This is a genomic window from Lacinutrix jangbogonensis, assembly GCF_000797445.1.
In the GTDB taxonomy this organism is placed as follows: Bacteria; Bacteroidota; Bacteroidia; order Flavobacteriales; family Flavobacteriaceae; genus Lacinutrix; species Lacinutrix jangbogonensis.
The window spans coordinates 1-26,339 of the sequence record NZ_JSWF01000016.1; the positions used below are offsets into that span (position 1 = coordinate 1).

Sequence of the window (26,339 nt, forward strand, 5' to 3'; positions counted from 1 at the left end):
GCTTTTTTAATATTATTTAAAAGGAGGAGATTATTTTCTTCTCGCTTCTTTAATTCTAGCTTTCTTACCAGTAAGACCTCTAAAGTAAAAGATTCTAGCTCTACGAACTTGACCTCTTTTGTTTACTTCAATCTTCTGTAAAGCAGGTAAATTAACTGGGAAGATACGTTCTACACCAATTGTTCCAGACATTTTTCTAATTGTAAAGGTTTCTGTTAAACCAGCACCTCTTCTTTGTAATACAACACCTCTAAAAAACTGTGTTCTACTTTTTTCACCTTCACGAATTTCGTAGTATACAGTAATTGTATCACCAGCTGAAAATTCTGCAAAGTCTTTTTTTGGTACAAACTCGTCTTGTACAAATTTAATTAAAGATTCCATCTTTATTTAGTTTTTAATATTAATTCAGAACAACATTCACGTATATCGCCAGAGGTTAACCCGAAATTGGCTGCAAAAATAAGTATTTATAACTTATCTGCAATAGATTATTTAGTTTTTTTAAAACGTTCCTTTTATTTCAATTGTATAGGAATCCAAACGGCTTCTTCAGAATCTGGATGGTTACGTTTGTATTTTTTACCTAATAGATTAAAATGTGGTCTTTGGTCTAATTGGTATTTAGATTTTGGTAACCAATTGCTATAGATGTAGGACATAAAAACACCGAAATCTTTTGGTAAGCCTTTGTAATTAAATACCGCGTATAAACCTGCATCTAGATTTAAAGTTTCCATACCTTCTGGTACAGTATTGTAATGTTCTACTTCAACCGTTGCCCATTTAGTAAAGGTATGCGTTGGACTAAATTTTTTGAGGTAGTTGCTATCGTAAATTAATACTTCATATATATCTGTATTAACAATATTTTGAACCTGCTTTCTTTGTGGCATAAAACCAGAAAACAGTTCGAATGTTTTATTATCAATTAAAGACATTTTTATAGCATGGCCAACCAATTTTTTGCTTTCTAGTGTTATTATTTTTGGTGTTTGATCCATATGTATTTATTCTATATACAAAATTATTAAAAAGCAATTTCATACAAACTGATAGTTTCAATTTAATTATTTTTAGATCTTTAACTAAATGAGTAATAGAAATAATCTAATCTTCTAGTAAATCTGGTCTGCGTTCTTCTGTTCTTTTGTAAGCTTGATCTTCACGCCATTTTTCAATATTTGCTTTATGACCACTAAATAAAATTTCTGGTACTTTGTAGCCTTTATAATCTCTAGGTTTTGTATAAATAGGAGGTGCTAATAAATTGTCTTGAAAACTATCTGTAAGTGCAGAAGTTTCATTTCCTAAAACACCTGGAATTAATCTAATTAAAGCATCGCATAAAACAGCAGCTCCTAATTCGCCACCAGATAAAACGTAATCTCCAATCGAAATTTCTTTGGTTACAAACATATCACGAACGCGTTGGTCTACACCTTTATAATGACCGCAGAGGATTATTATATTTTCCTTTAAAGATAAATGGTTAGCCATGCCTTGGTTTAGCGTGTTGCCATCGGGAGTCATATATATTACTTCGTCGTAATCGCGTTCTGTTTTCAAGCCAGAAATGCATTTATCTATTGGCTCACAACTCATTACCATTCCGGCTCCACCACCAAATTGTGTGTCGTCTATAGATTTGTAATTATCTGTTGTGTAATCCCTTAGATTATGAAAGTGTACCGAAACCAAATTTGCGTCTATAGCACGTTTTAAAATTGAAGCTTCAAACGGACTTTTAAGTAATTCTGGTAAAACGGTTATTATGTCTATTCTCATTATGCTCTGTATAGGATTGCAAATATATAAGAATTGTTTTAAGAAAGGTTTGAGAATTTAATTAACGTTCGTTAATATGGTTGTTTTGATTTTGTGTGTGAGGACTTATTTTTGGTAAATTAGACTTTAAAAAAACGACTCCTCTTTTATGAGGTCTTAATTACGGTATTATTTTTATGCGGATTTAAGCGCTGGTTTTTTTATTCGGAAATTACGATCATGTTCGGTAATATAAATAATGCTCCAAATATGATATTAAGAATTTGATATATTTTTGGTTTATTATAGTTGATCTAGTAAACATCATTGAAAGAATAGCCTAGCTGTATTAGTTTAATTCTTTGTTTATCAAACTATAAAGAGGCTAAATATTTATAAATGTTTGTCTGGTATTTAATTTGAGTTCTATTTTTAGCTTGTTGTTAACAATTCATATTATGTATTACGTGGTTAGTTAACTAAATTAGCAAACAAATACGAGTTAGAGAATATGCCGAAGGAATTTCCAAGTAGGCTATAACCAAGCAATTAATTATACACGTTATTGTAGCACTTTTTTATTTCCACTTCTAACGAAAATTATACTGAAACCAATTAGAGTTAGCGCATACCCAAATATTAGTCGAAAAGACAATGGGATGATATACCACAAAATGAGATTGGCTATTAAAATAATAGCTATTCCCACCTTTTTACTTTTAAAGTAATTCAAGCTTAAAATCAATAAACCAAGATTAAATATTTTAGAGCTTGGTCCTGTAGTCAAAAAAGTTTTCTAAATTGATGGAACTTGTGAAATATGATTAGTGAAGTTATTCCGCATTTATTCGGAGGGAAAGCGCCACCAAATAAAGTCTAATACGCACATTCCAATAATACAAGTAATCCCTATTAAAGTCAAAGGAATTACAATTAAACTAAAGATCTTTTTAGGAAAATAAACAACTTGCGAAATCAGTAAAACTAATCCAATTATTAAAAACCAATGTGCAAAATCAATAGGTTCTTGAGCAGATACAAAATCATCACCTTGAGACAATAAAACAGGACCTATAAGAAAGAGAATTTTTCCTATTAGAAAGGATGTAGAGAAATTTATGAGCGATTAGTACCAAAGGAAAAAGTGAAAAACTAGCGTCAATAGTCGTTTTTAATAAGCTATTAAAATAGGCATTTGCAATTGCAAAAGAGGGATTAATATACGAAGACAATTATAGAGATTTTTAGTAAAAAATTAACTAGTATGCACTTGTTTTTTAACACCGTACTTTGTTGGTATGTGTTATTTATTCTCTTAATTACTAAAGTTATTTTATAATATTTTCAGCTTTAATAAATTCAGAATGTTCAGCTGCTTTTTTAGTCGTGTTTTCCAGCATTGAGATAAGAAAAACATTCAACTTGTTCTTGAATTTTATAAAAATTCTTAAAATTCACTTTTCCTTTTAGAAATTAGTCCTTCTCATTTTTTTAGTAAAAAAAACAAAAGGCTCTTATTTAACCCTTCTCATGTTTCTTGACCATATTGTTTTCTGTAATGAATATGACTAATTTTATATCTAATAATTATTTCAGAGTTTCCAATGTAAAATGCAAACCAAACAGATTATTCCTCTTTTTCTAATGAATACGCTCTTAATAGCATTAAAATAATTCTATTTTTTTTCCTATTTCCAATTTGAACTCTATTTCTGTTTTGACTGTCTTAGGTGTTTTGCTCTAATGTTTATTATACGTTTCACCTTAAGCTCTCGTTTGAGTTGATTTCTGCTATAGCAAATACCTTTTAGCAGTTGTTATAAGGTTTTATGTATAAAACGTAGCGTGTAAAAAGATCATGGTTTTTCGTCTAAAAAAATGCCGAATTTTTAAATTTGGTGGATTTTGTAAATAGGTGTAAACCTTTCGGTTTAGAATTTGCTAACTATTTTTTATACACTTTATTAGTAGCTGTTTTTGTTCTCACTAAATACATACCACTACTTAATTTAGATAGATCAAGAATCTTTTTCTGCTCATTATTTTCTACAAATAGGACATTACTTGTTACGTTTTCACCAAGAACATTATAGATATTAACTATTTCTAATTCACCACTATCACCACTTATCGAAATTTGATTTTCGGTAGGGTTTGGGTAAATTCCAATGTGATTATTGAAAGTAGGCGTTGAGAGTACATTACCAATAATTCCTACTGTATAATCTTCAGTTTCACCAGAGGAATAATTATTTATACATGAATCTGTAGTACTTGCACCTCCTTTTTTTACAATCACTCTCATCCTAGTATTTCCAACTAATGCTCCTGCTGGAACTGTAAATGTATAGGAATGAACATAGCCATTGGTATTAGAAATAAATGTTCCAGCACCTAACATTTCATTAGCATCTCCAAAGTCTCCATTGTTATTGTAATCTATCCATGCATTTGCGGTTCTGTTGTCAGTGTCTCCACAAGTACCTTGTGTTATATTAATTGTATATAAAGAGTTAACCTCTAAATCTGGAATATTTTCGCCTGTTGTGAAATTAGAATAAGATGCACAGATAGAAGCTGTATTCTTATTTAAAGTAATTGAATTACCTACTAGTTGAACAATATCACATTGCGAATTTAATATGTTGTTAGGAGACGATATACAATATTGTGAATGAACATTATATGTAAATAAGATTTGTACTAAAAAAAACAGAATGTATTTATTAGATGTTTTTAAAGTGTAAAGGCTATTTTTCCAATCCATGGCTTTTTTATTTTAATGTTAAATATAATTTTAAAAGTGAGTTCTTTAGTATTTTAAATTACTGTAAACCCTTAACAAATAAACTATCAACTCAATGAGTTTTATCCGTTGTTGATGTAAATGCCTTTTGGCAGCTGCCAAAAGGTTTTATAGATGGTTTGTTGCATATTAAAGTTCGCAAAGTTAGTAAATAAATCTCATACAGAAATTAGATAGTGCTCAAAAGATTAGATGAAATTATAATTAATTTTGATAATAATGAGATCGATATTCAATCAGACTTATTCTGTTTAAATTTAGTTTTATTCTTTCGTTATAATAATATTCCTTATAGTTTTTAAGCTCTTTTTTTAATTGAGTTATCGATTTGTAGTTCTTCAGATAAAATATTAAATTATAAGTCAGGCTTGTCTTAAAGATAATAAATCTTCCTCTATAGATACGAGAACCTTGAGCTTGAATTTTAAACTATAATTTCTACCTTTTCTCGTTACTAAACTGTTCTTGCCATGTTTCTCATAAATATGAATCTAGTGAAAAATAGTTTTATGACGAAAACCATTTAAGTCTAGTACAGCTTGTGCTTTTTCATTATGTTTTAATACTTGTTCTAAGCAGCGTAGTTTAAAATCAGAATTATACTCAACTTTTATTTTTGTAAAACCCCCTCAAGAATGTCTTGTTTTTTTTGCAGTTCAAAGTTCGTAAGTGCACTAGAACTAGTAATAAATTATATACCGTGTGCCTGTTTCACAACACGGTTTATAAAGTTAGTGCAAGAGGTTGATACGTGCAAGATACATTTGTAACTTAATGCTATGCAAGGAAAAAAAAGCATATCAAGAAAAGTTATTAACTAATTTCTTATTGAGTGAACGCGTTCCCGAGTACAATTTCTATTGTCAGCGAAAATCTGTTTTAGATTTAAGTTATTTATACCAATTATTAGGTGCTTTTATGGAGTTACCGGCCAGAAGAATATCGGTACTGTTGTATTTTTTAAACAGTGTCTAGTAGGGTGTTTAGAAAATATAATTAGTAACAGAAAGTTAATGCAGCATTGCAGTATGCGTTTGGATATGCTGTTTTTCATTGGTTATAATTTGGAGGAAGAACTTCCATAACATGCTACCATAAGTAGCACACGTCAACTTTTTTCATAAGAAGTTTTTGAGGCAGCCTTTACAAAAGTTTTAGAAATGTGCATTGGTAGAGGCATGGTGAGAGGTCATACACAAACCATAGATTGGGTACCTATAAAAGGGAATGCCTCGATGGACCGTTTAGAACTTAAGGTTCCTGAAGCAGATTTGACTTCTCATTTGCATAAAATACAACACATAAGTGCTATGGATAAGGCATCGCCTTTACGACAAAGTAAAGAGAACAAGGCAAGTAAAGAAGAGCAGAGCATTAGCGCAACTAAGTAAGAATTAGGCGCTATAAAGCGCCGGAGTAAAAAGTGGACAAAGACCAAGACCAGCATCCGGGAGCAGGAAACAAAGGAAGTAAAGACACGAGCAATAAAACACATTACAGTCCTAGTGATTTGGATGCGCGTATTAGTGTTAAACTAGGAAAAGCAAGGGGACTTAATTATATGAGTCCGTAAAGTTTAGATAGAGGCAACCACGTTATAATTGATATTTGGGCTTTATTTAGTATCATGATACTTAACAGGCTCAGTATGGCAATGTGTTTTATTATTGTCATTATTGTTAAACAAAAAAAATCTGCAACTGAAGTTACAGATTTTATATTTATTGTTTTAAATGATTACTCGTCATTTGTTCCTGCAATGACATTCATTATTTATAAGCGTAAGCAACGATCCGTTTTTTACTTATAATGCTTAACTCTTTTTATGCTTATTAATTTCATCTTGCAATTGTCTACGTACTTTTTGCTCGCGTTCTAAGGCTATACGTCTGTGGTCTTCAAACTCTTCATCTATTTCTACTAAAGATTTTTTTGCTTCTTTAGTAATCGTATTGCTATTTTTAAAACGATACATGAAAAATAATGCTAAGGCTAATAATCCAGCTATAATAGACCACATTAGGCCATTGTAACGACCTTTACTCAGTTGTATTCCAAAAAGAGACATGCTATCTTTTTCTGTGTTAGTGAGTTCTAAAGTGCCTTGGGTCGTGTTTAAACTTGTTTTTAATTTAGAGATTTCATTATCTTGTTTTTTAACTACAGCTTTAGTCTCGTTAAGCGTTTTATGAACTGCTATAAGCGAATCTATGGTGTTCTTTTTTATTTTCGCTATCCATTCTATTCTAATAACCTCGTAACGTTGGCCTCTTTCATCTCTCCAACCATTAGATTTTTTAGTTAGGTATTCGAACTGGCTTTCTATTGAGCCACTATCTAACGAAAGTATATTGTCTACTTCTGTAGTTTCAGTTTGCGCTTGAATTTGTATAGAAAAAAACGCTAATAATAATAGTAAGGTCGCTTTGGTAAGATTCATTTTTTTAATGTTGATTATTATCCACGGCAAAAGTAAAGAATAATGTTTAGTTTGATTGTATAATACTGCAAAAGCCTTACAAAATTGCAAGGCTTTTATATATACGTTAAAAAGATATGGTTTAGATGTTAATAGTACTTAACTCAGTTGTGTTTTGAATGTTTGTTTCGTCTAAACGGTATTGATACACGCCAAAGTCTCCAACAAGAATTAGTAAATTATCTTGAATAATGACATCGAAAGCGTCTCGATTAATACTGTGAACCAATTGCGCATTTTCTGGGTCTGATACATCGAAAATTTTAACTTCGTTGTCGCAAACAATTAGATAATCGTTATACAGACCTAAGCCTATTGGTTTGGTTAAATTTCGTGTAGAAATTAATAATGGATTCTGTAAATCTTCAACATTATAAATCTGTAATTGATTTAATGTATTACCACAACCAATATCTGAATGTAATGTTACATAAGCATGAGTAAAATTCGCTACTACAGGATCGCAAGCTGTAAAGTGTTGTGCTTCAGATAAATATTCTGGTGTTTCAGGATTTGCAACGCTATAAATAAACATACCATTTTGAGAGCCTATAAAAAGATAGTCTTTATAACTAAAAAGAGTTTCTATATTAAAACCAATTTGGACTTCGTTAACTTGAACAGGTTGCTCGTTATCAAGAATGCTAAAAACGTTTAAATCTTGATTATCTACAGTATATAGATAATCGTTATAGGTTGTAAATCGTGCTAGAGATCCACTTTGCCCTGTAGAATTATCGAAAGCTGTTGTGCTGTTGTCACTAGAATCCGAATCGCAACCCAAAACTAAAAGTAGAACTAAAATTATGCTGTATTTTTTCATCTTGTTATTCTATTAAAGTCCAATTAATAACCACTTCGTTTTCTGCTGTATTAGTATAGCAACAATTATTTGGTGCTGCTAACTCTGGAAATGTATTACTAATACGTTTTGTGATTTCAATGGTGTTGTTTGTGAAATCTGGTTTTACTGCTATTAAATCTGTAGCATTGTTGATGTAAAGCACGTTATTTTTAATACTTAAATCTGAAGAACCCAATACCTTTAAAAACGCTAAGTTTACAGGTGCTGAAGGATAGGAGTTATCGAAAATATGAAATCCTTTATTGGGCTGATTTATGAAAAGAAAACCACCCTTTGCATAAATTTTTCCGGTTTCCGTAATGGGTTCTGGAGGCAAAAGTTGGCTGGAATTTTCAAATTCTGTTCTTAAGATGGTTACTGCTTCATATTGTTGTTGCTGGAACCCTGGATTTATAACATCATCGTCATTAGTATTCCAAAAACAAGAATTTAGTAATAAAGTTATTAAAAGAAAAAGAACTTTATAAGCTGTTTTTTTCATGGTTGATATTTATTTTTAGATGCGAAAGCTAGTATAAGGTTGCGTGCGATTATGTTAAAATTAAATAACAAACAAAAAAATCCCACAGTAGCTGTGAGATTTTTTAGATTCTAATGATAACGTTTTTCCGAAGAAAAAAAACTAATTAATAGTAAGTAAAACGTCTCACTTTAGCAATATGCTTAGCTAAACGAATAACTTGCTGGCTGTAACCATATTCGTTATCGTACCACACATAAAGTATTGCGTTTTTGCCATCTTTTCTAACAATAGTTGCTTTGCTATCGTAAATAGAAGGAGCAGAGCTACCTATAATATCGGTAGAAACCAACTCGTCGCTCATTTCGTATTTAATTTGCTCCACTAAATTACCTTCCAAAGCGTATTTTTTGATAGTAGCATTTATGCTATCGACACTAGTTTTAGATTCTAATTCTAAGTTTAATATCGCTAAAGAGCCATTTGGAACAGGAACTCTAATAGCATTAGATGTTAATTTGCCTTCAAAACTTGGTAATGCTTTAGAAACAGCTGCTCCTGCACCAGTTTCTGTAATAACCATATTTAATGCAGCAGCACGTCCACGTCTGTATTTACTATGGAAGTTGTCTACTAAATTCTGATCGTTAGTATAAGCATGAATAGTTTCTAAATGTCCGCTTTTTACACCATAAGTGTCTTCTATTGCTTTTAAAACAGGAGTAATTGCATTTGTTGTACAAGATGCCGCAGAGAAAATATCAATTTCGTCTGGATTATTTTCTAAATGGTTTACACCATGAACAATATTAGGAATCCCTTTTCCTGGAGCCGTTAGTAATACTTTGTCTGCACCTGGAGAATTTTTTAAACGAGTTAAAGCTTCTTTATCTCTAAAAACACCTGTGTTATCAATAATTAAAGCATTATTAATATCGTATTTTGTATAGTCAATATCTTCTGGTTGGTTTGCCGAAATAACACGAACCGTTGTACCATTAATTATTAAAGATTCATTTTCCAAATCAACAGAAACCGTTCCAGAGAAATCTCCATGAACAGAATCGTTACGTAATAAAGAGGCTCTTTTTTCTAAAACAACGGCATCATTTTTACCACGTGTTACAATAGCTCGTAAACGTAATTGGCTTCCTTTTCCAGTTCTTGTCATTAATTCCCGAGCAACTAAACGACCAATACGTCCAAAACCATAAAGCACAACGTCTTTAGGTGTTATTTCTTGAGCTTTTCCAGCACCTTTTAATTTGGTTGAAACAAATGCTAAAGCATTTGTATGTTGTTGCTCTTCTAAATGATACTCGTAAGTTAATTTACCAATATCTAGTTTTGAAGGTGGGAAATCTAAAGTTTTAATGGCTTGTGCGATTTCTACAGAATCGAAAATCGAAATTGGTTTTTCCACAAATTCACCTGCATATTCGTGAAGGTTTAAAATTTGGCTTACGTTTCTGTCTATTAATTGGTTTCTGAAAATTACCAATTCAATAGATTTGTCGTACCAAAGGTCGCTAACAATTTTAATGAATTCGACAGTAGCACGACGTCTGTCGGCCTGAAATGCTAATTCGTTTTCGTAGGTTTCTTTAACTGGCATTTGCTTTAGTTTTTAGTGTGTTGTTAAATTATTATTAATTGTACTAATTTTTTATAGCTAAGCTATTTAGCTTCGCTTAATATTTTGCAAAAGTATATATTTCAAACGTTTTCGTAAAGGTTTTTTACTAAAAATATAAAAGCACTTTAGAATGGTCTAAAGTGCTTTTTAAATTATGATTAATTTGTTTTTTATCTGAAGAAATAACTTTGGTTTTCTCCATCAGAATTTGTTATTTCAATTGTGAAAGGTTCATTTTCTATTCTATTTTTAATAACACTTTTAATATCATCTACATTATTTACTTTGATGTCATTAATTGCTGTAACAATATCTCCTTCTTGAATACCATTTGTGTTCCAATATCTTGCATAGTTTTGAATACTTGTAAGACGTTGAATTTTTACACCATTTTTAGCTCCAACTTTTTTTAGATCCTTTGGATTAGCTTCTTTTAATACTCCAATAATAGGAATGGTAATAGTATTATTTTTAAGTAGCGTAACTTCTACTTGTTGCTGGACACCATTTCTTAGATAATAAACATTTACAACATCATTTGGTCGCTTTGTATCTAAATAACCTCTTAAATCTGAAAACTTATTAATTTTTATGGCATCAATTTTTTTAATGATATCACCACTCCTTAAACCCGCAATAGCAGCGCCCGTGTCTTCATCTACATTGTCAATATAAAAACCTTCAGTTTCTCCTACGCCAAGTTTCTCGGCAGCATTACTATTTAATGAGCCACCACGAACACCCATAATACCATTTTGCACATTACCAAATTCCATAATATCCTGTATTACTTTCTTAGCAATATTACTTGGTACAGCAAAAGAGTAACCAATGTAAGAGCCAGTTTGAGAGGAAATGGCAGTATTAATTCCAATAAGCTCTCCTTTTGTGTTTACCAAAGCACCACCAGAGTTTCCTGGATTTACAGCAGCATCTGTTTGTATAAAAGACTGGCTGCTATCTCCAGATAAATCTCTCGATTTAGCACTAATTATACCTGCGGTAACGGTAGATGTTAAGTTAAATGGATTACCAACTGCCAATACCCATTCGCCAATTTTAGCAGTATCACTATCTCCAAAAGTAGCATAAGGCAATATTTGATCGCTTTCAATTTTTAATAAAGCGATATCTGTTTTTGGATCTGTACCAACAATAATGGCCTCTAATGTTCGGTTATCATTAAGTGTAACGCTTAATTTTTCTGAGGCATCAATTACATGATTATTTGTAATAATATAACCGTCTGGCGAAATAATAACACCACTTCCAGTGCCTAACTGCGGACGTTGTTGCACTCTACCTCTAAGAAAATCTTCAAAAGTTGGTTTTGAAGTTCCAATGGTGATATTTTTTACATGAACCACAGCGCCTAGAGTTTTTTCGGCCGCAGTAGTAAAATCTATACCTTCTATAGCAGCCAAATTTGTATTGGATACCTTGTAGTTTACAGGCTGAAAAACAGGCTGAAAAACAGGCTGTAATACATGTTCTGTTTGTACAATTGTTTGTTCTTTTTCAAAAACCGTTTTGTATGCTCCTAGAGTAATTGCACCTCCTAAAACAGATACTAAAATTAGCGTTGCTATCTTTTTCATATATAATTGTTTTTTTTTGTTTCAATGATTATACTGACCGTTTTTAGTAAAGTCAGAAATCTAAATTTAGTTTAAAATTAATAGTATAACTATAAAGTTATTTTTTTTATTGCTTGGTAAAAGGAACTTTAACGAGACATTAACAACACAAATAAATTTTCAATACACTATATTTGTCGCAGTAAATTCAACTTAATGACACATATCTTTTATAAATACCAAGGCACTGGAAACGACTTCGTTTTTGTTGATAATCGTCAAGAGTTATTCAATAAAAATAACACCAAATTAATAGCACATTTGTGCGATAGACGCTTTGGTGTTGGTGCAGATGGTTTGATTTTATTGGAGAATGATCGAAAGTCAGACTTTAGAATGGTGTATTTTAATGCTGATGGAAACGAAAGTACCATGTGTGGAAACGGTGGACGCTGTATTGTCGCGTTCGCAGAAATGCTAAACATTATCGATGGCAAAACAACATTTAATGCAATTGATGGTTTACATGAAGCTACTATTGTAAATGGTTTTGTAAAACTAAAAATGCAAGATGTAGAAACTATAGACATCTTTGATAATCACACTTTTTTGAATACAGGTTCTCCACACCACGTTGCTTTAGTAGAAAATGTAAAGCAGTTGGACGTTAAAACCGAAGGCTCAAAAATTCGTTATGGTTCTCCTTATAATGAAGCGGGAACGAATGTGAATTTTGTAACCCAAATAAATACTGAGACATTTGCCGTTAGAACTTACGAAAGAGGTGTTGAAGATGAAACTTTGTCTTGTGGAACAGGAGTTACTGCTGTGGCATTAGCAATGTATGCCACAGGAAAAACCAATGCAGAAGAAGTCGCTTTAAATGTTGAAGGCGGAAAACTAAAAGTGTCTTTCGAGAAATCATCAAGCGGGTACAAAAACATATGGCTTCAAGGTCCAGCTACATTAGTTTTTAAAGGCGAAATATCATGGTAACATTAAAAGGTAAACATATCTATTTACGTGCTTTAGAACCTGAAGACTTAGATTTTATTCACACTATTGAAAACGACGAATCTATTTGGGAGTTAAGTAGTACCGTAACCCCTTATTCTAAGTTTTTAATTAATGAATATCTAGAACATGCGCACAAAGATATTTACGAAGTGAAACAATTACGTTTAATGATTTCAGATGATAACGATAGTGCCATTGGATTAATAGATATTTTTGATTTCGATATTAAAAACCGACGCGCCGGTATTGGTATTTTAATTTATAGTAATAAAAATAGAGCTAAAGGGCATGGTAAGGAAGCATTAGCTTTATTATCTAACTATTGTTTTGCACATTTAGATTTACATCAATTATATTGTAATATTTCTGAAACGAATGACGCAAGTATTAAATTATTTGAAAATCAAGGTTTTAAAAAAATAGGATTAAAAAAAGACTGGAATTTCCAAAATGGAAATTATACTAACGAATATTTATACCAACTTATTAATAATGTATATTAAAAAAATACTTGGAGCGATCGCTATTATTGGATTAGCAGTTGCGGCTTACTTTGCTTACTTTATTTATGGCGCAATGTTAAAACCTAATACAGCTTTTAATAATGATGAAGCCTATATTTTTGTGCCTACCAATGCAAAGTATGCTGAGGTAAGAGAACAATTAGAACCTTTATTAATAGACATCAATAAATTTGATGCACTTGCAGAACAGAAAAAATATAATATACATATTAAAGCAGGTCGTTTTGTAATAAAAAAGGGTATGAGTAATAATGATATTATTAATTCTATTAGAATCAAAAATGGTATCCCACTTAAAATTTCCTTTAATAATCAAGAGCGTATTGAGAATTTAGCTGGTCGTATAGCGTTTCAGTTGGAAGTAGATAGTTTGTCTTTGTTACAATCTATGAGGAATCCTGAGTTTTTAGAAAAAAACGGATTTACTAAAGAAACTGCCTTAGCAATGTATATTCCTAATAGTTATGAGTTTTACTGGAATACGTCGGCGGATGGTTTTAGAGATAAAATGCTAAAAGAGTATAATCGATTTTGGACTCAAAGTCGACTAGAAAAAGCTAAAAAATTAAATTTAACTCAAGACGAAGTGATCTCTTTAGCTGCTATTGTCCATAAAGAAACAGCAAAGGTAGATGAGCGTCCTAGAGTTGCTGGAGTTTATTTAAATAGAATAAGAAAGGGCATGCCATTACAAGCAGATCCTACTGTAATCTTTGCTTTAAAAAGAGAATCAGGAGATTTTAATCGTGTTATTAAACGTGTGCTTTATAAAGATTTAGAAATAGATTCGAAGTATAATACATATAAGCATAGAGGTATTCCACCAGGGCCTATTTTTATGCCTGATGTTTCTGCAATAGATGCTATTTTAAATTCAGAAAAACATAATTATATATATTTTGTAGCAAACGTAAAAAACTTTGGTTACCATAAATTTGCTAAAACATTATCTCAACATAATGTGAATAAACGAGAATATGTGCGTTGGATAAACAAACAGGGCGTCAATAGATAATAATGAAGTGTTTTCTTCTAGACCTGTTTTGTCCGAATGTTTCAATATCTGTATTTGCTTAGCATAGTAACTTCTTAAGGCTTAGTGATATTTTAAATATGAAAAGGCGGAATTTGGTAGCTTTTTCTAAAGCTGCTATTGTAGGTTTAACTCTTTTAGGTGCAGATCAGCTTTATTATCCAGACTAGGAGTGTTCAAGATTTTAGACTATAAGTGATAATAGCGAGTGGCTTCAACTGGATAAATTGGGTCATGTTTTTTTTGCTTTCCAATTTGTTAATTTTGGTGCTAAAATATTAATTTGTAGTGGTGTAAGTTATAAAATCAATTATTATATGGAACAACTTTAGGTTTTTCCTTTCTCACAGCCGTACAAGTATTGGAAGGCTTTTTAGTTAAGGGTGTTTTAATTTGAGAGATTTTACTGCAAATACTATAGTAACTGGACTTTATATTGGCCAAGAGTTCCTTTGGAAAGAACAGCGTATGGTCATGAAATACTCTTTTTGCTTTCCTAATTATGCTTCACAAAGACCAATTAAACTAGGTAGTGACCTATGACGAAGCCTTAAAAGGCTATAATGTTCAAACCTATTGGTTGTCTTGTAATCTGCATTCTTTTTCTAAAATAGTTAAATAACTAAATCTCGCTATTGGCTATGTGCAGATGGTTTGTTGTCTGGAAATAATGAGCTTATTGTAAATAGTGTATTAGTAAAACAGACAGACGTCGTTAATTTTATTTAAGTTTAGATGTAGATTTAACAAGGATTAAAACAAATTTTGAGCTACTAAAAACTGTTTTCATCATGTTTAATGCTATAAAGGCATCATTCCTAATTATAGAATTCACGTCTAAATGTGGTGTAAAGCTACACTCTGTATGCGTTTAACCGCTATTAGTCGTTTGATTTACAGTATTAAAAAAAAGGTTGTATATTTGCACTCGAAATTTTAGGTATGCTTATTTTTTAATAGCTACTTTGAAAAATCAAAAGGTTATGAATAAAAAAAGTATTGCAAAGTTAGTTTCATTAGCGCTTACAATATGTATTTTAATTGTAGTGTCGCTTAAATCAAGTTCTAGTAACAAAGATTATGCTTTGTTAAAAGACATCACTATTGAAGTTGGTCAAGGAGACAACACAATAGTTCACGGTAAAACCATTAGTGTATCTTCTGTTTGGTATGAAAATAGTTTTTCACCAGAATTAGGTAAATCTTTTACTGGATTTAAAGAAAAATTAGGTTTTAAAGAATCTCAAAACAATTATTTTAGAGTTAATACTTTAGGCTATTTAGGAAAATACCAATTTGGTAGAACTACTTTAGAGGTTATTGGTATTAATGACACACAACATTTTTTAAATACTCCAGAATTACAAGAAAAAGCATTTATTGCAAATGCAGAACGTAACAAATGGGTGTTAAGAAGAGATATTAAACGTTTTGTAGGTAAACGTATTAATGGAATTCTAGTAACGGAATCTGGGATATTGGCAGCTGCACATCTTGCAGGTCCTGGAGGCGTAAAGAAATACTTAAGAAGTTACGGTTCTAATGGCTTTAAAGATGCTTATGGAACGTCTATTGGTAGTTATATGAAACGTTTTCAAGGTTACGATACAACAAGAATTATAGCAAACAAAAGAGCAAAAGTTTCTATTAACGCATAGTTATAGATTCATTTAGTTTTTATGAATAATAAATAACGTTGGTCTTTTATGAAGGTCAACGTTATTTTTTTTCCAATCATTTGCAGACATTGTTTTTATATACTCTGAAGGCAATGTAATATCACAGGCTACACAAATATCTGTATTACCATTTACAGTATTACATAAGTCTTCTAAAAACTTATTGTTTCTGTATGGTGTTTCTATGAATAATTGCGACTGATTATGTTCATATGATAGACGTTCTAACCGTTTAATTTCTTGCTTACGTTCGCCTTTATCTATAGGTAAGTAGCCGTTAAAAGCAAAGCTTTGACCATTCATTCCAGAGCTCATCATTGCCATTAATATAGACGACGGTCCAACTAATGGAACTACTTTAATATTATTTTCATGAGCTAATTTTACAATATCTGCACCAGGATCTGCAACGCCTGGACAGCCGGCTTCAGAAAGTAAGCCAACATTTAAACCATTTTTACAAGGTTCCAAATAGGTTGGTAGCTCGTTAGTATCTGTGAATTTATTTAACGGGAAAAGTGTTAAACTTGATTGTTCTTTAGTAGGGCAAATTTTCTTAATGTCGCGTCTTGCTGTTTTTTCGTTTTCAACAATATAAATATCTAATTGGTCAATTATATTCTTTACTGTTATTGGTAAAACGTGTAATGGATTTGTGTCGCCTAATGTTGTTGGGATAAGGTAAAGTTTCCCGTAAGTGTCGTTCATTTAATTGATTACTAGTTTCTTAACTGATGTTTGTCCAGTAAATGTATTGATTTTCACGAAATATACACCTTTAGAAAATGTTTCAGTTGATATTTGAAACGTTTCAGAGTTGTTTGGAACTATTTTTTTTACTATTTGGCCTTGAATGTTACTTATCGATATGGTTTTAATTTTTGTTGTATTTGGTGAGAATTTTATGGTAACATGATTTTTTGCTGGGTTTGGATACAGTTTATGATCATTAGAAAGTGTATTTTCTTCTACACTTAAAGTGGTATCAATTATTTTGTATATAACTCCGTTAGATAAACCTGCCGCATACAATTCTTTACTTGAATCTTCTCCAAAAGCAGCAATGTTTCCAGAAAAAGGACCGTTAAATGTCATATTCCAAGAACCGTTTGATAATTCTAATGTTCCAATTTCGTTAGTACAATAGTCTGCAAAAAAGTATAAGCCTTGAAAGTCTGGAAATTGAGCACCTCTGTAGCGATAACCTCCAGTAATTGAGCATCTAAAAGGGCTTCCTCCATAATTGTATTGCGCAACTGGAAACGTAATTGTTGCAGCCGATGGGCAACCTGCGGTATTGAAAGTGCTATTGCCTTCATAACATTTCCAACCAAAATTATAGCCAGCATCTACAATAGGTACATTGTTGATTTCTTCTTTATTACTTTGTCCAACATCACCAATCCATAGTTCTCCATTAGCACTATCAAAAGACATTTTCCAAGGATTTCTTAGTCCATAAGACCAAATTTCGTCTAAACCAGCAGAATTTCCAACAAACGGATTGGAGGCAGGAACTGTGTATGAAGTTGAGCCGCTAACGTCTATTCGTAAAATCTTTCCTAAATGTGATTGTAGATTCTGTGCGAAATTTTGTGGATCTCCACCGTTTCCGCCATCGCCCAAAGCAATATATAAGTAGCCATCATTTCCAAAAGCTAACGATCCACCATTATGATTTGAATAGGGTTGATTAACGGTAAGAAGAATTTCTTCAGTCATATCATCAGCAATATCTGGATTTACAGATGTTGTAAATCTTGCTATTACGGTGTTTCCGCTGAGATTGATATAATTTACATAAAATCGATTGTTGGTAGAGTAATTGGGGTCAAAAACTAAGCCTAATAAACCTTGTTCATTTCCTGTTGAGCGAACGCGCGCATCAATATCTAAAAAAGGTATCGTATTTGTAGTTCCTGCCGAATTTACAATTTTGATTAGACCATCTTGTTCTACTATAAATAATCGAGAATCATTTGCGTGTTTAATGTCTACAGGTCTTGAAAATCCTGTTGCAAAGGATTGTAAAGACACGTCTTGAGAAAAAATGAATATAGGAAGTATTAAAAGAAATAATGTGTAGTTTTTAAATTTCATATCAAGTAGTTTTTTTGTAAGATACAAAAAATGACAAATTACTTTTTTATGATTTAGAAAGTTTTTCAGTAATAACCGAACAGGATTCATCTAACATTTTGTAAACATCGTCGAAACCAGAACGCCCACCATAATATGGATCTGGAACTTCTAGGTCTTTATCTGGGTTGCTTTCGTTTAGAATGAGTTTTACCTTAGTAATGTCTGCTGCATTACGAGCCATTTTCACAACGTTCTTAAAGTTAGAATTATCCATTACATAGATATAATCATACGTTTCAAAATCGTTAACTATAAATTGTCTTCCAGTTTGGTTTGAAATATCTAAACCGTTCTTTCTAGCTACAGCAATCGAGCGTTGGTCTGGTAAATTTCCAATATGATAATTACTTGTTCCGGCAGAGTCTACTTCAAAATAGTCTGCATCCAATTTTGAAGCTAAAATTCCATGAGCTAGTGGTGAGCGACAGATGTTTCCGAGGCAAACCATTAAAATTCTAATCATAATTAGGATTTTTAGACAGACAACTTTTTTGTCAAATCTTCTACATACTTTCTAAACTGCTTATCTGTAGAAGATAAGTTGTCTACCGTTTTACAAGCGTGCAAAACAGTAGCATGATCACGTTTCCCAATTTGAGAACCAATACTTGCTAAGGAGGCTTTTGTAAGTTTCTTAGCAAAAAACATTGCTAATTGTCTTGCCTGAACAATATGACGTTTTCTTGTTTTAGACTGAAGCGTATCGACATCCATTTGGAAATAATCGGATACTACTTTTTGTATATAATCTATAGAAACTTCGCGTTTTGTGTTTTTTACAAATTTTTCTACCACTTGTTTGGCAAGTTCTATATTAATTTCTTTTTTATTGAAAGACGATTGTGCGATTAAAGAGATGATTGCACCTTCCAATTCACGAATGTTCGATTTAATGTGTTTTGCAACATATTCAATAATATCATCTGGCATTTCTACACCATCACGATATAATTTATTTTTAAGAATAGAAACACGTGTTTCAAAATCTGGTGTTTGTAGCTCTGCGCTTAATCCCCATTTAAAACGAGATAGTAAACGTTGTTCTATATCTTGCATATCTACGGGAGCTTTGTCACTTGTTAAAATAACTTGCTTTCCATTTTGATGTAAATGGTTAAAAATATGAAAGAATACATCTTGAGTTCCAGATTTACCAGATAAGAATTGTACATCGTCAATAACTAAAACATCTATTAATTGATAGAAGTGAATAAAATCGTTTCTATTATTCTTTTTTACAGAGTCTATATATTGTTGCGTAAATTTTTCAGCAGAAATATATAAAACTGTTTTTTCTGGGTATTTATCTTTTATGTCAACACCAATAGCATGGGCTAAATGTGTTTTTCCTAATCCAACACCACCAAAAATTAATAACGGATTAAAAGAAGTGCCACCTGGTTTTGCAGAAACAGCTAAACCTGCACTACGTGCTAAACGGTTAGAATCGCCTTCTAAAAAGTTGTCGAAATTATAGTTAGGGTTGAGTTGAGAATCAATTTTTACATTACGAATTCCAGGAATAACAAATGGATTACGTAATTCTCTGTCTTTATGTTTTAATGGCACATCTACATCTTGGGCTTTTACCGAAGAACGATTAGAACTTGGAATTCTTTCTGTAAATGGTTGCTTATTACCATACGTGTTTTCCATTTTAATAATGTAGACAAGCTTGGCAGTTTCCCCTAATTCTTTAGTAAGTGATACTTTTAAAATTTTAACATAATGTTCTTCAAGCCATTCGTAAAAGAATTTACTGGGTACTTGTATGCTTAAAGCATTGTCTGAAAGCTTTACTGCTATAATCGGTTCGAACCAGGTTTTATAGGCTTGAGGTTGAATATTGTCTTTTATAAAATTAAGACAGTTATTCCATACCGATTGCGCAGTTATATTCATTGTAGAAAAATTGTGTTTTTAGTTAGTTTTTAAAAGTGAAAGTAGGTTATTTTTCTCTTTTATATCAGCGAGACAAATATGTGAACAAAAAACGTAAAAAAAAAATGATTTGCTATTGAATATTTAGTTTTTTTTTCGCATACTAGTAACTGGAACGAAACTACAAAAAATAATTCACAATAGTATATATGAAGTCAGATAAAATTGATATTAGAGTACGTTATGCAGAAACTGATCAAATGGGAGTCGTTCATCATGGGAACTATGCATTATATCTAGAAGTTGCGCGTATTGAGTGGTTGCGAAAACTGGGTATTTCTTACAAAAAAATGGAAGAAACAGGAGTTGGTCTGCCAGTAGTGTCATTAAGTGTGAAATATAAGAAACCTATTAAATATGATGACGTAATTACCGTTAAAACAATGCTTAAAAAGGAGCCTTCTGTTAAACTTGAATTTGACCACGAAATTGTCGACGATTATGGCCAAATTTTATCAACCGCAAATGTCGTTTTGGTATTCGTTGATTTAAAGACAAATAAACCATCAAGACCTCCTGGGTATTTTTTAGAAGTTTTGAAAAAATAAATTTTAAAAGCACAAAAAAAACCGAAAATAAAATAAATATGAAATTTAAGTTTTTTGGATCTATAAATTTGAATTTTTAAGTTTCAACCTTTTTAATTAACACCTTATATATTGACTCAAAAATTTCGAAAATAGTATTTGCTTCTTTTTTTCTAACAGAAATTGTAATCTCGCAACTTAATTCTAATTTTTGATTAGTGATTGTTAAGTTCTTTTCCTTAATAACGCGCATTACTTTATTCATTAACTCATATTCGAATTTAATAAGAAAGTCGATATTAATTGTAAGCTCTTTTATTTTAGCATTTTCTAAAGCCAGTTGCGCTCCGGTTTTATACGCATTTATTAAGCCTCCAACACCTAGTTTTACACCTCCAAAATAGCGTACAATCACAATGAGTATATTGGTGACTTCAAAAGATTGTATTTGTCCATAGATGGGCATTCCTGCGCTGTTGTTAGGCTCGCCATCATCGTTTGCGCGATAAGCCACAGTTTCGGTCCCTATTTGATAGGCGTAACACCAATGCCTGGCTTGATGGTGCTGTTTTTTTAATTCTTCAATGTGTAATTTTACATCCTGTTCTGAAGTTATAGGATATGCATAGCCATAAAATTTAGAGTTTTTGTCTTTAAAGAGGACTTCTTTCGAAGGTTTTAAAATTGTTTTATAGGTGTCGTTAAAATGCGCTTCCATTATGCCAAAGTTACTAATACAATCGATAGTATGGCTGTCGCTATTCCAAACCAGTTTTTAATACTTAGTTTTTCTTTAAAAAAGGCTAATCCTATTAATGTAGAAAGCATGACTATAGCTACATTGTTTATGGTAAAAATACTTGAACTTTCAAAGCGCTCGACTTGCAACGCTTTTAATAACATATATATGGAGTAATAATTTACAATTCCTAAAATAACACCTCCCAAAAGACTTCTGTAATCGAGTTTTAATGTGCCTTTTATCGCTTTCGCGGAAAGAATAACGATACCTATAGTTCCAGCAATAGAAAAAATTGTAGCAGAAAATAGTGGTATGCCGTTTTCTGAAACATAAGTGGTTTCAATGAATTTTATTGAGGTGTCAATAATACCGGATCCAAAGAATAGTAGCACAGGTAGCCATAAGTTTTTAAAATTCATTTTAGCGCTGTTTGCCTTTACCGAAGTTAGATATACAGCGAAAAGGGCTAATAATATTCCTATTGTTTTTATAAAACTTAAACTTTCATTATACGCATACAAACCAAAAATTATTGGAATAACAACACTCATTTTACTAGCAACAGAAGCAACGGAGAGTCCATTGCGTTGCGCTGTTAATGCCATGACATTAAATATAGCAATAAATAGGAAGCCTAGAAAAAGAGCTCCGTAAAACCAATCTTTATTAATAACTTCAGTAACACTTAACGACTCTTTAGAGCTTAAAACACCTGTAGCAAAAGCGGTAAAATAGTTTACTACAATGGCTTGAAGCGTATTAATTTTGTATTTTCCAAGTAGTGTAAAAATAACAAATATAAGAGTGGAAGCAAGGACGCTTAGTAGTAGGTAGATCAAAAAAGTTCACTTTTAATGGTTAATAAATCTATAATGTCTTCAGTTTTAGGATTATTATTCCAAACGTTAAAACCAAGTTTTTTAGCAGTTTCAGTGTTCTCTAAAGTATCATCTATAAACAAGCAGTCTTTAGCGTTTAAATTGTTTTCTTTTAAAACAAATTCAAAAATATCTGCATTTGGTTTTCTGAGCATGATTTCATGAGACAAATAGAATGTATTAAAAGCGGCCTTAAAATCATCGTAAAATGGAATGTGCTTTTTTATAGATTCTATGTGTAGTTCGTTTGTGTTACTTAGTAGGATGAGATTGTATTTTTTCTCTTTAGCTAATTGTTCAATAAATGCTAATCGTTTAGGCGGAAAGTCACAGATTATATAATTCCAAGCTTCAATAATTTGTTTTTTAGATAGTTTTGGGAAGTTTTCTTGATAAAATTCTACAAACTCTTCTGTAGAGAGCAAGCCTTGCTCATACAGTGCGTTTATAGCTATTAATTCTTCCGAAAGTGCCTCCATTTCAAATAATTCTAAAGCATTTGCCATTGCGCCTTCTTTGTCAAGGTTAATGAATACGTCTCCGAAATCGAATATTATTGTTTTTATTTTGGTCATAAGTTGATTGTGCTAGTGTCACACTGAGCGCAGTCGAAGTGGATTAATGGTTGTCGTTCCAGAGCCTTCGACTGCGCTCAGGTTGACAATTGGTTTGCGTTTTTATAAATTCTTAGTGTATCGTCTAATATGTTTTCTTCAGTAATTAAAGTTCCTGAAATCTTTGGCGCTTTAACACCACCGTTAAATTCTATTTTGCCTTTAAAGACTTTAGCTTCATCCCAAAGCTCCTCGTTTATAAATAGTTGAAGCGTATTTGCGCCTCCTTCAATTATTATGGAATTGATATTGCGTTCGTATAATCTATCACAAATACTTTTGGCCGATTTTTCTTTTAATAGAATAGTTTCAGCTTCAGAATTAAATATTGAAAGTGCTTTAGAAAGTGTTTCATCTTTATCTAAAACCACACGAATTGGGTTTTCTCCAGTCCAATCACGAACCGTTAAGCTAGGGTTATCCTGTGAAACAGTGTTTGTGCCAACCAAAATGGCTTGCTCTTCAGCTCTCCATTTATGTACCAATTGTCTAGATAATCTGTTTGTTATCCAAACTGGTTTTTGTTCATCTTTAGATACAGGAGCGATAAAGCCATCGCTTGTTTCAGCCCATTTTAATATAATATAAGGACGCTTTTTATTATGAAATGTAAAAAAGCGTTTATGGTGTGTTTTGCATTCACGCTCTAAAATACCAACGGTTACTTTGCAACCAGCATCCATTAATTTTTTTATGCCTTTTCCCGCAACTTCAGGATTATCATCTACGCAGCCAATAACTACATTTGGTATGTTGTGGTGTATTACTAAATCGCTACAAGGAGGCGTTTTACCATAATGTGAGCAAGGCTCTAATGTAACGTAAAGTGTGCTTTTTTCTAAAAGCGATTTGTCTATTACTGCGTTTATGGCGTTAACTTCGGCATGGTTACCGCCATAATTACTAGTGAAACCTTCACCAATAATTTTGTTGTTGTATACAATTACTGCACCAACCATTGGGTTTGGACGTGTTGTGCCCATTCCGTTTTTAGCGATTTGTATCGCACGTTGCATGTATGTTTGATGAACGGTCAATGTTAGATTTTAATCTTTACATTTTCGGTTTCATCTACTGTGTATTCGTAAGAAAATCCAAATACTTTATACTTTATTATTCCTTTATAATGCACTTTCATAGACTTGTTGAGTACGCTATTTAAAAGACCACTAAGGTTATTAAGATTTAATACTTTATTGGTTGGAATATTAGCGGATAACGGAATTGAAAATTCCTTTTTTGCAGGAACATCAAACGCTTCAGAAGATACTGTTGCAACTTCAATATCGTTTACGGTAATAGTAATGCCTTCGGTTTCTAATTTCCCACCTACGCTATTTGGGTTGTTAAAAAAAGCATCTGCAGTTAATACTATAAATTTAGAATTCGAGTCTGTAACTTCTATGTTTTCTACGCGTAAAAACTCTGGTTTTTCTTTCACTTTACAATTAAAAAAACAAACTATAATTGTTAATAAGATTATGAGTTTCTTCATCTTGAAATTTTTTAATTCGTTTGGTATTACTGTATCTTCAACCTCTAAATATGGCGTAAAAATACTATAATATCGTGAGTAATAATAATATTGTAATAAGAGAAATTAGGCAAGAAGATAATGCTCAGATTGAAAGCGTAATACGTGGCGTTTTTATAGAGTACAAGTTGCCTTTGGTAGGCACGGCTTATGCAGATAGCGAAACACCAAAAATGTTTGAGACTTATAGTGAAACAAATGAAATTTATTATGTTGTTACTATGGATGGTGTTGTGGAAGGAGGAGGTGGATTAAAATCTTTAATTGGAGTGGGAAACGATGTTTGTGAAATTCAAAAAATGTACTTTTCCTCCCGAGTTCGTGGCAAAGGTTTTGGGAAACAACTTTTTTTAAAATGTTTAGAAAAAGCAAAAGCCTTAGGTTATAAAAAATGTTACTTAGAAACAATTCCTGAATTAAAAGAAGCAATACATATATACGAATCTCATGGTTTTAAGCATCTAAAATCGCCTTTTGGAGAGACTGGACATTATAATTGCGGTGTTTGGATGATAAAGGATCTTTAATTTTAGAGAAAGGAAGATTAGTAGAAAGAGCATAGATATATCGTTTGAACTTAACAACAAATAATAACGAAGACAGGTGTTAATAAAAGATTTAGAGAATATATTTCATGAAGTATTAGATGCTGTCTATGGTAAAGAAGAGGTGTCTAGTTTTTTCTTTTTGTGCACAGATGCCTTCTATAATATTTCACGTTTTGAATTAGCACTAAATAGAGATTTGGCGATTACTAAAGCAGAGCAACAAGTTGTTTTTGATGCTTTAGAAGCCTTAAAAAACGAAAAACCCATTCAATACATTTTAGGCGAAACCGAATTTTATGGTTTGCCTTTTAAAGTAAATGAAAATACATTAATTCCAAGACCGGAAACGGAGGAACTGGTGCAATTAATAATTGATTGCCATTCAGAACGAAGTGATGAATCTCCACTTTCATTATTAGACATTGGCACAGGAAGTGGTTGTATTGCTATTTCATTGGCTAAAAATATTAAAAACGTACAAGTTTATGCTATGGATGTTTCCGCGAAAGCGATAGAAAAAGCAAAAGAAAATACAGTTTTAAATGACGCTGAAGTTGCTTTTGTAGAGGGCAGTATTTTAGAAGAAACACAATGGAATTTGTTGTTTGAAGATTTAAAATTTGACATCATCGTATCCAATCCGCCTTACGTTAGAAATCTTGAAAAAACCGAAATACAAAATAACGTATTAAACAACGAGCCACATTTGGCCTTGTTTGTAGAAGATGATAACCCGTTAATTTTCTATAGAGCAATTACTAAATTCGCGAGAGAGAAACTGAAGGAAAACGGGCAATTATTCTTCGAAATCAACGAGTATTTAGGTCAGGAAACTAAAGCGCTAGTGGAGAGTTTAGAATTTAAAAGTGTAGAAATAATAAAAGATATGTTCGGTAAAGATAGAATGTTAAAAGCTGTTTTTGTAAAAAGTAAAAAGTGAAGAGTGAAAAAAGAATTGAGTAAATTGGAATTTAAAAATTGAAATTTGATGAAAAGTATAGCAGTATTCTGTGGCTCAAGCATGGGAAATGATAACACAATAATTACAGAAGCTTACGCTTTAGGTAAAACTTTAGCACAACAAAATATTACTTTAGTTTATGGTGCAGCTAAAATTGGTATTATGGGAACAGTAGCCAATGGTTCACTCGAAAATAATGGAAAAGTAATTGGAATAATACCAGGTTTTTTAAAGACGAAAGAAATTGTTAGTGAGGACTTAACAGAGTTAATTGTAACCAATAATATGCACGATCGTAAAGTAATAATGTACGAGAAAAGCGATGGTTTTATAATAATCCCAGGAGGTTTTGGCACAATGGATGAGTTTTTCGAGATTACAACTTGGGGACAATTAGGTTTGCATACCAAGCCTATTGGTGTTTTAAATACGAGTGGATATTACAACGCGCTAATGGCACAATGTAAAACAATGGTTGACAAAGGTTTTTTAAAACAAGAAAACTTAGATGCTGTTGTTGTGGATGAAACTATTGATGGTCTACTTGAAAAAATGAATAATTTTGTACCACTGCCTGCGCCAAAATGGCTAGATGTTTCAAAACTATAG

The 26,339-nt window shown here is 31.8% G+C and carries 27 protein-coding genes and 1 pseudogene; 9 read left to right on the forward strand and 19 right to left on the reverse strand.

Features of this window, described 5'->3' with window-relative positions; all coding sequences use genetic code 11:
* Window positions 1-30: 30 nt before the first annotated feature.
* The 5 genes from rplS to RH82_RS19190 all read right to left on the reverse strand — a co-directional run bounded on the left by rplS (window position 31) and on the right by RH82_RS19190 (window position 4,996).
* Window positions 31-384, reverse strand: coding sequence for a 50S ribosomal protein L19 (rplS, locus tag RH82_RS02540; protein ID WP_034057806.1), 354 nt, complete (start codon window positions 382-384; stop codon window positions 31-33).
* A 134-nt stretch (window positions 385-518) separates the two neighbouring features.
* Complete coding sequence (locus RH82_RS02545; protein ID WP_034057808.1) at window positions 519-1,004, reverse strand: GyrI-like domain-containing protein; 486 nt, start codon at window positions 1,002-1,004, stop codon at window positions 519-521.
* A 106-nt stretch (window positions 1,005-1,110) separates the two neighbouring features.
* The gene (trmD, locus tag RH82_RS02550; protein ID WP_034057810.1) at window positions 1,111-1,788 is read right to left on the reverse strand and encodes a tRNA (guanosine(37)-N1)-methyltransferase TrmD; all 678 of its coding nucleotides are present in this window, start codon (window positions 1,786-1,788) and stop codon (window positions 1,111-1,113) included.
* A 1,924-nt stretch (window positions 1,789-3,712) separates the two neighbouring features.
* On the reverse strand, window positions 3,713-4,534 hold the full coding sequence (locus RH82_RS02560) for a GEVED domain-containing protein (RefSeq protein WP_034057812.1): 822 nt from the start codon (window positions 4,532-4,534) through the stop codon (window positions 3,713-3,715).
* Between the two features lie 243 nt (window positions 4,535-4,777).
* Window positions 4,778-4,996 (reverse strand): IS3 family transposase, encoded by a 219-nt coding sequence (locus tag RH82_RS19190; protein ID WP_156112401.1) that lies wholly within the window; start codon window positions 4,994-4,996, stop codon window positions 4,778-4,780.
* Window positions 4,997-5,347: 351 nt separating this feature from the next.
* Between RH82_RS19190 and RH82_RS19315 the strand changes: the two are divergent.
* Window positions 5,348-6,134: pseudogene (locus RH82_RS19315) on the forward strand (transposase); the annotation flags it as partial.
* Between the two features lie 252 nt (window positions 6,135-6,386).
* Here the strand turns inward: RH82_RS19315 and RH82_RS02570 are convergent.
* The 5 genes from RH82_RS02570 to RH82_RS02590 all read right to left on the reverse strand — a co-directional run bounded on the left by RH82_RS02570 (window position 6,387) and on the right by RH82_RS02590 (window position 11,611).
* Window positions 6,387-7,013, reverse strand: a complete 627-nt coding sequence (locus RH82_RS02570; protein ID WP_034057814.1) for a hypothetical protein — start codon at window positions 7,011-7,013, stop codon at window positions 6,387-6,389.
* Window positions 7,014-7,134: 121 nt separating this feature from the next.
* A complete protein-coding gene (locus RH82_RS02575; protein ID WP_034057816.1) occupies window positions 7,135-7,875 on the reverse strand; it encodes an LVIVD repeat-containing protein in 741 nt (246 codons plus the stop codon).
* Between the two features lie 4 nt (window positions 7,876-7,879).
* Window positions 7,880-8,398 carry a hypothetical protein gene (locus RH82_RS02580; protein WP_052158178.1) on the reverse strand — a complete coding sequence of 173 codons (519 nt, stop codon included), beginning with the start codon at window positions 8,396-8,398 and terminating at the stop codon, window positions 7,880-7,882.
* A gap of 145 nt (window positions 8,399-8,543) precedes the next feature.
* Window positions 8,544-9,992 carry a glyceraldehyde-3-phosphate dehydrogenase gene (locus tag RH82_RS02585; protein WP_034057818.1) on the reverse strand — a complete coding sequence of 483 codons (1,449 nt, stop codon included), beginning with the start codon at window positions 9,990-9,992 and terminating at the stop codon, window positions 8,544-8,546.
* A 191-nt stretch (window positions 9,993-10,183) separates the two neighbouring features.
* Window positions 10,184-11,611 (reverse strand): trypsin-like peptidase domain-containing protein, encoded by a 1,428-nt coding sequence (locus RH82_RS02590; RefSeq protein ID WP_034057820.1) that lies wholly within the window; start codon window positions 11,609-11,611, stop codon window positions 10,184-10,186.
* 195 nt (window positions 11,612-11,806) lie between these two features.
* Here RH82_RS02590 and dapF point away from each other — a divergent pair, with 195 nt between their 5' ends.
* The 4 genes from dapF (at window position 11,807) to RH82_RS02615 (ending at window position 15,822) form a co-directional block, all read left to right on the forward strand.
* Complete coding sequence (dapF, locus tag RH82_RS02595; protein ID WP_034057822.1) at window positions 11,807-12,586, forward strand: diaminopimelate epimerase; 780 nt, start codon at window positions 11,807-11,809, stop codon at window positions 12,584-12,586.
* Window positions 12,580-13,110 (forward strand): GNAT family N-acetyltransferase, encoded by a 531-nt coding sequence (locus RH82_RS02600; protein ID WP_034057824.1) that lies wholly within the window; start codon window positions 12,580-12,582, stop codon window positions 13,108-13,110. The genes dapF and RH82_RS02600 overlap by 7 nt, the downstream gene beginning before the upstream one ends.
* Window positions 13,100-14,146, forward strand: a complete 1,047-nt coding sequence (gene mltG / locus RH82_RS02605) for an endolytic transglycosylase MltG (protein WP_034058017.1) — start codon at window positions 13,100-13,102, stop codon at window positions 14,144-14,146. The genes RH82_RS02600 and mltG overlap by 11 nt, the downstream gene beginning before the upstream one ends.
* A gap of 1,001 nt (window positions 14,147-15,147) precedes the next feature.
* On the forward strand, window positions 15,148-15,822 hold the full coding sequence (locus tag RH82_RS02615; protein WP_034057826.1) for a hypothetical protein: 675 nt from the start codon (window positions 15,148-15,150) through the stop codon (window positions 15,820-15,822).
* 12 nt (window positions 15,823-15,834) lie between these two features.
* Here the strand turns inward: RH82_RS02615 and RH82_RS02620 are convergent, their stop codons facing one another.
* Genes RH82_RS02620 through dnaA form a run of 4 tightly spaced genes read right to left on the reverse strand, consistent with a single transcriptional unit; the run spans window position 15,835 to window position 19,887 of the window.
* Window positions 15,835-16,551: an SAM-dependent methyltransferase gene (locus RH82_RS02620; protein WP_034057828.1), complete on the reverse strand. Its 717-nt coding sequence runs from the start codon at window positions 16,549-16,551 to the stop codon at window positions 15,835-15,837.
* Window positions 16,552-17,943 carry a PQQ-dependent sugar dehydrogenase gene (locus tag RH82_RS02625; protein ID WP_034057830.1) on the reverse strand — a complete coding sequence of 464 codons (1,392 nt, stop codon included), beginning with the start codon at window positions 17,941-17,943 and terminating at the stop codon, window positions 16,552-16,554. It abuts the gene before it with no gap.
* A 46-nt stretch (window positions 17,944-17,989) separates the two neighbouring features.
* The gene (locus RH82_RS02630; protein ID WP_034057832.1) at window positions 17,990-18,448 is read right to left on the reverse strand and encodes a low molecular weight protein-tyrosine-phosphatase; all 459 of its coding nucleotides are present in this window, start codon (window positions 18,446-18,448) and stop codon (window positions 17,990-17,992) included.
* An 11-nt stretch (window positions 18,449-18,459) separates the two neighbouring features.
* Complete coding sequence (gene dnaA / locus RH82_RS02635; protein WP_034057834.1) at window positions 18,460-19,887, reverse strand: chromosomal replication initiator protein DnaA; 1,428 nt, start codon at window positions 19,885-19,887, stop codon at window positions 18,460-18,462.
* Window positions 19,888-20,075: 188 nt separating this feature from the next.
* Here dnaA and RH82_RS02640 point away from each other — a divergent pair, with 188 nt between their 5' ends.
* Window positions 20,076-20,474 carry an acyl-CoA thioesterase gene (locus RH82_RS02640; protein ID WP_034057836.1) on the forward strand — a complete coding sequence of 133 codons (399 nt, stop codon included), beginning with the start codon at window positions 20,076-20,078 and terminating at the stop codon, window positions 20,472-20,474.
* Between the two features lie 76 nt (window positions 20,475-20,550).
* Here RH82_RS02640 and RH82_RS02645 read toward each other — a convergent pair whose 3' ends face one another.
* The 5 genes from RH82_RS02645 to RH82_RS02665 all read right to left on the reverse strand — a co-directional run bounded on the left by RH82_RS02645 (window position 20,551) and on the right by RH82_RS02665 (window position 24,182).
* Complete coding sequence (locus RH82_RS02645) at window positions 20,551-21,171, reverse strand: IMPACT family protein (RefSeq protein WP_034057838.1); 621 nt, start codon at window positions 21,169-21,171, stop codon at window positions 20,551-20,553.
* Window positions 21,171-22,034, reverse strand: a complete 864-nt coding sequence (locus RH82_RS02650) for a membrane protein (protein WP_034057840.1) — start codon at window positions 22,032-22,034, stop codon at window positions 21,171-21,173. The genes RH82_RS02645 and RH82_RS02650 overlap by 1 nt, the downstream gene beginning before the upstream one ends.
* Window positions 22,031-22,648: an HAD family hydrolase gene (locus RH82_RS02655; protein ID WP_034057842.1), complete on the reverse strand. Its 618-nt coding sequence runs from the start codon at window positions 22,646-22,648 to the stop codon at window positions 22,031-22,033. Before RH82_RS02655 ends, RH82_RS02650 begins: the two co-directional genes overlap by 4 nt.
* 77 nt (window positions 22,649-22,725) lie before the next feature.
* The gene (gene ribD, locus RH82_RS02660; protein WP_241147993.1) at window positions 22,726-23,724 is read right to left on the reverse strand and encodes a bifunctional diaminohydroxyphosphoribosylaminopyrimidine deaminase/5-amino-6-(5-phosphoribosylamino)uracil reductase RibD; all 999 of its coding nucleotides are present in this window, start codon (window positions 23,722-23,724) and stop codon (window positions 22,726-22,728) included.
* 2 nt (window positions 23,725-23,726) lie between these two features.
* Window positions 23,727-24,182, reverse strand: a complete 456-nt coding sequence (locus RH82_RS02665) for an LEA type 2 family protein (protein WP_034057846.1) — start codon at window positions 24,180-24,182, stop codon at window positions 23,727-23,729.
* A gap of 74 nt (window positions 24,183-24,256) precedes the next feature.
* Between RH82_RS02665 and RH82_RS02670 the strand changes: the two genes are divergently transcribed.
* The 3 genes from RH82_RS02670 (at window position 24,257) to RH82_RS02680 (ending at window position 26,339) form a co-directional block, all read left to right on the forward strand.
* Window positions 24,257-24,748: a GNAT family N-acetyltransferase gene (locus RH82_RS02670; RefSeq protein WP_034057848.1), complete on the forward strand. Its 492-nt coding sequence runs from the start codon at window positions 24,257-24,259 to the stop codon at window positions 24,746-24,748.
* A 76-nt stretch (window positions 24,749-24,824) separates the two neighbouring features.
* Window positions 24,825-25,709 (forward strand): peptide chain release factor N(5)-glutamine methyltransferase, encoded by an 885-nt coding sequence (gene prmC / locus RH82_RS02675; RefSeq protein WP_034057850.1) that lies wholly within the window; start codon window positions 24,825-24,827, stop codon window positions 25,707-25,709.
* Window positions 25,710-25,757: 48 nt separating this feature from the next.
* The gene (locus tag RH82_RS02680; protein WP_034057851.1) at window positions 25,758-26,339 is read left to right on the forward strand and encodes an LOG family protein; all 582 of its coding nucleotides are present in this window, start codon (window positions 25,758-25,760) and stop codon (window positions 26,337-26,339) included.

Coding starts and splice junctions, on each gene's coding strand:
- rplS (WP_034057806.1), bottom strand. CDS start 384: ATGGAATCTTTAATTAAATTTGTACAAGACGAGTTTGTACCAAAAAAA.
- RH82_RS02545 (WP_034057808.1), bottom strand. CDS start 1,004: ATGGATCAAACACCAAAAATAATAACACTAGAAAGCAAAAAATTGGTT.
- trmD (WP_034057810.1), bottom strand. CDS start 1,788: ATGAGAATAGACATAATAACCGTTTTACCAGAATTACTTAAAAGTCCG.
- RH82_RS02560 (WP_034057812.1), bottom strand. CDS start 4,534: ATGGATTGGAAAAATAGCCTTTACACTTTAAAAACATCTAATAAATAC.
- RH82_RS02570 (WP_034057814.1), bottom strand. CDS start 7,013: ATGAATCTTACCAAAGCGACCTTACTATTATTATTAGCGTTTTTTTCT.
- RH82_RS02575 (WP_034057816.1), bottom strand. CDS start 7,875: ATGAAAAAATACAGCATAATTTTAGTTCTACTTTTAGTTTTGGGTTGC.
- RH82_RS02580 (WP_052158178.1), bottom strand. CDS start 8,398: ATGAAAAAAACAGCTTATAAAGTTCTTTTTCTTTTAATAACTTTATTA.
- RH82_RS02585 (WP_034057818.1), bottom strand. CDS start 9,992: ATGCCAGTTAAAGAAACCTACGAAAACGAATTAGCATTTCAGGCCGAC.
- RH82_RS02590 (WP_034057820.1), bottom strand. CDS start 11,611: ATGAAAAAGATAGCAACGCTAATTTTAGTATCTGTTTTAGGAGGTGCA.
- dapF (WP_034057822.1), top strand. CDS start 11,807: ATGACACATATCTTTTATAAATACCAAGGCACTGGAAACGACTTCGTT.
- RH82_RS02600 (WP_034057824.1), top strand. CDS start 12,580: ATGGTAACATTAAAAGGTAAACATATCTATTTACGTGCTTTAGAACCT.
- mltG (WP_034058017.1), top strand. CDS start 13,100: ATGTATATTAAAAAAATACTTGGAGCGATCGCTATTATTGGATTAGCA.
- RH82_RS02615 (WP_034057826.1), top strand. CDS start 15,148: ATGAATAAAAAAAGTATTGCAAAGTTAGTTTCATTAGCGCTTACAATA.
- RH82_RS02620 (WP_034057828.1), bottom strand. CDS start 16,551: ATGAACGACACTTACGGGAAACTTTACCTTATCCCAACAACATTAGGC.
- RH82_RS02625 (WP_034057830.1), bottom strand. CDS start 17,943: ATGAAATTTAAAAACTACACATTATTTCTTTTAATACTTCCTATATTC.
- RH82_RS02630 (WP_034057832.1), bottom strand. CDS start 18,448: ATGATTAGAATTTTAATGGTTTGCCTCGGAAACATCTGTCGCTCACCA.
- dnaA (WP_034057834.1), bottom strand. CDS start 19,887: ATGAATATAACTGCGCAATCGGTATGGAATAACTGTCTTAATTTTATA.
- RH82_RS02640 (WP_034057836.1), top strand. CDS start 20,076: ATGAAGTCAGATAAAATTGATATTAGAGTACGTTATGCAGAAACTGAT.
- RH82_RS02645 (WP_034057838.1), bottom strand. CDS start 21,171: ATGGAAGCGCATTTTAACGACACCTATAAAACAATTTTAAAACCTTCG.
- RH82_RS02655 (WP_034057842.1), bottom strand. CDS start 22,648: ATGACCAAAATAAAAACAATAATATTCGATTTCGGAGACGTATTCATT.
- RH82_RS02665 (WP_034057846.1), bottom strand. CDS start 24,182: ATGAAGAAACTCATAATCTTATTAACAATTATAGTTTGTTTTTTTAAT.
- RH82_RS02680 (WP_034057851.1), top strand. CDS start 25,758: ATGAAAAGTATAGCAGTATTCTGTGGCTCAAGCATGGGAAATGATAAC.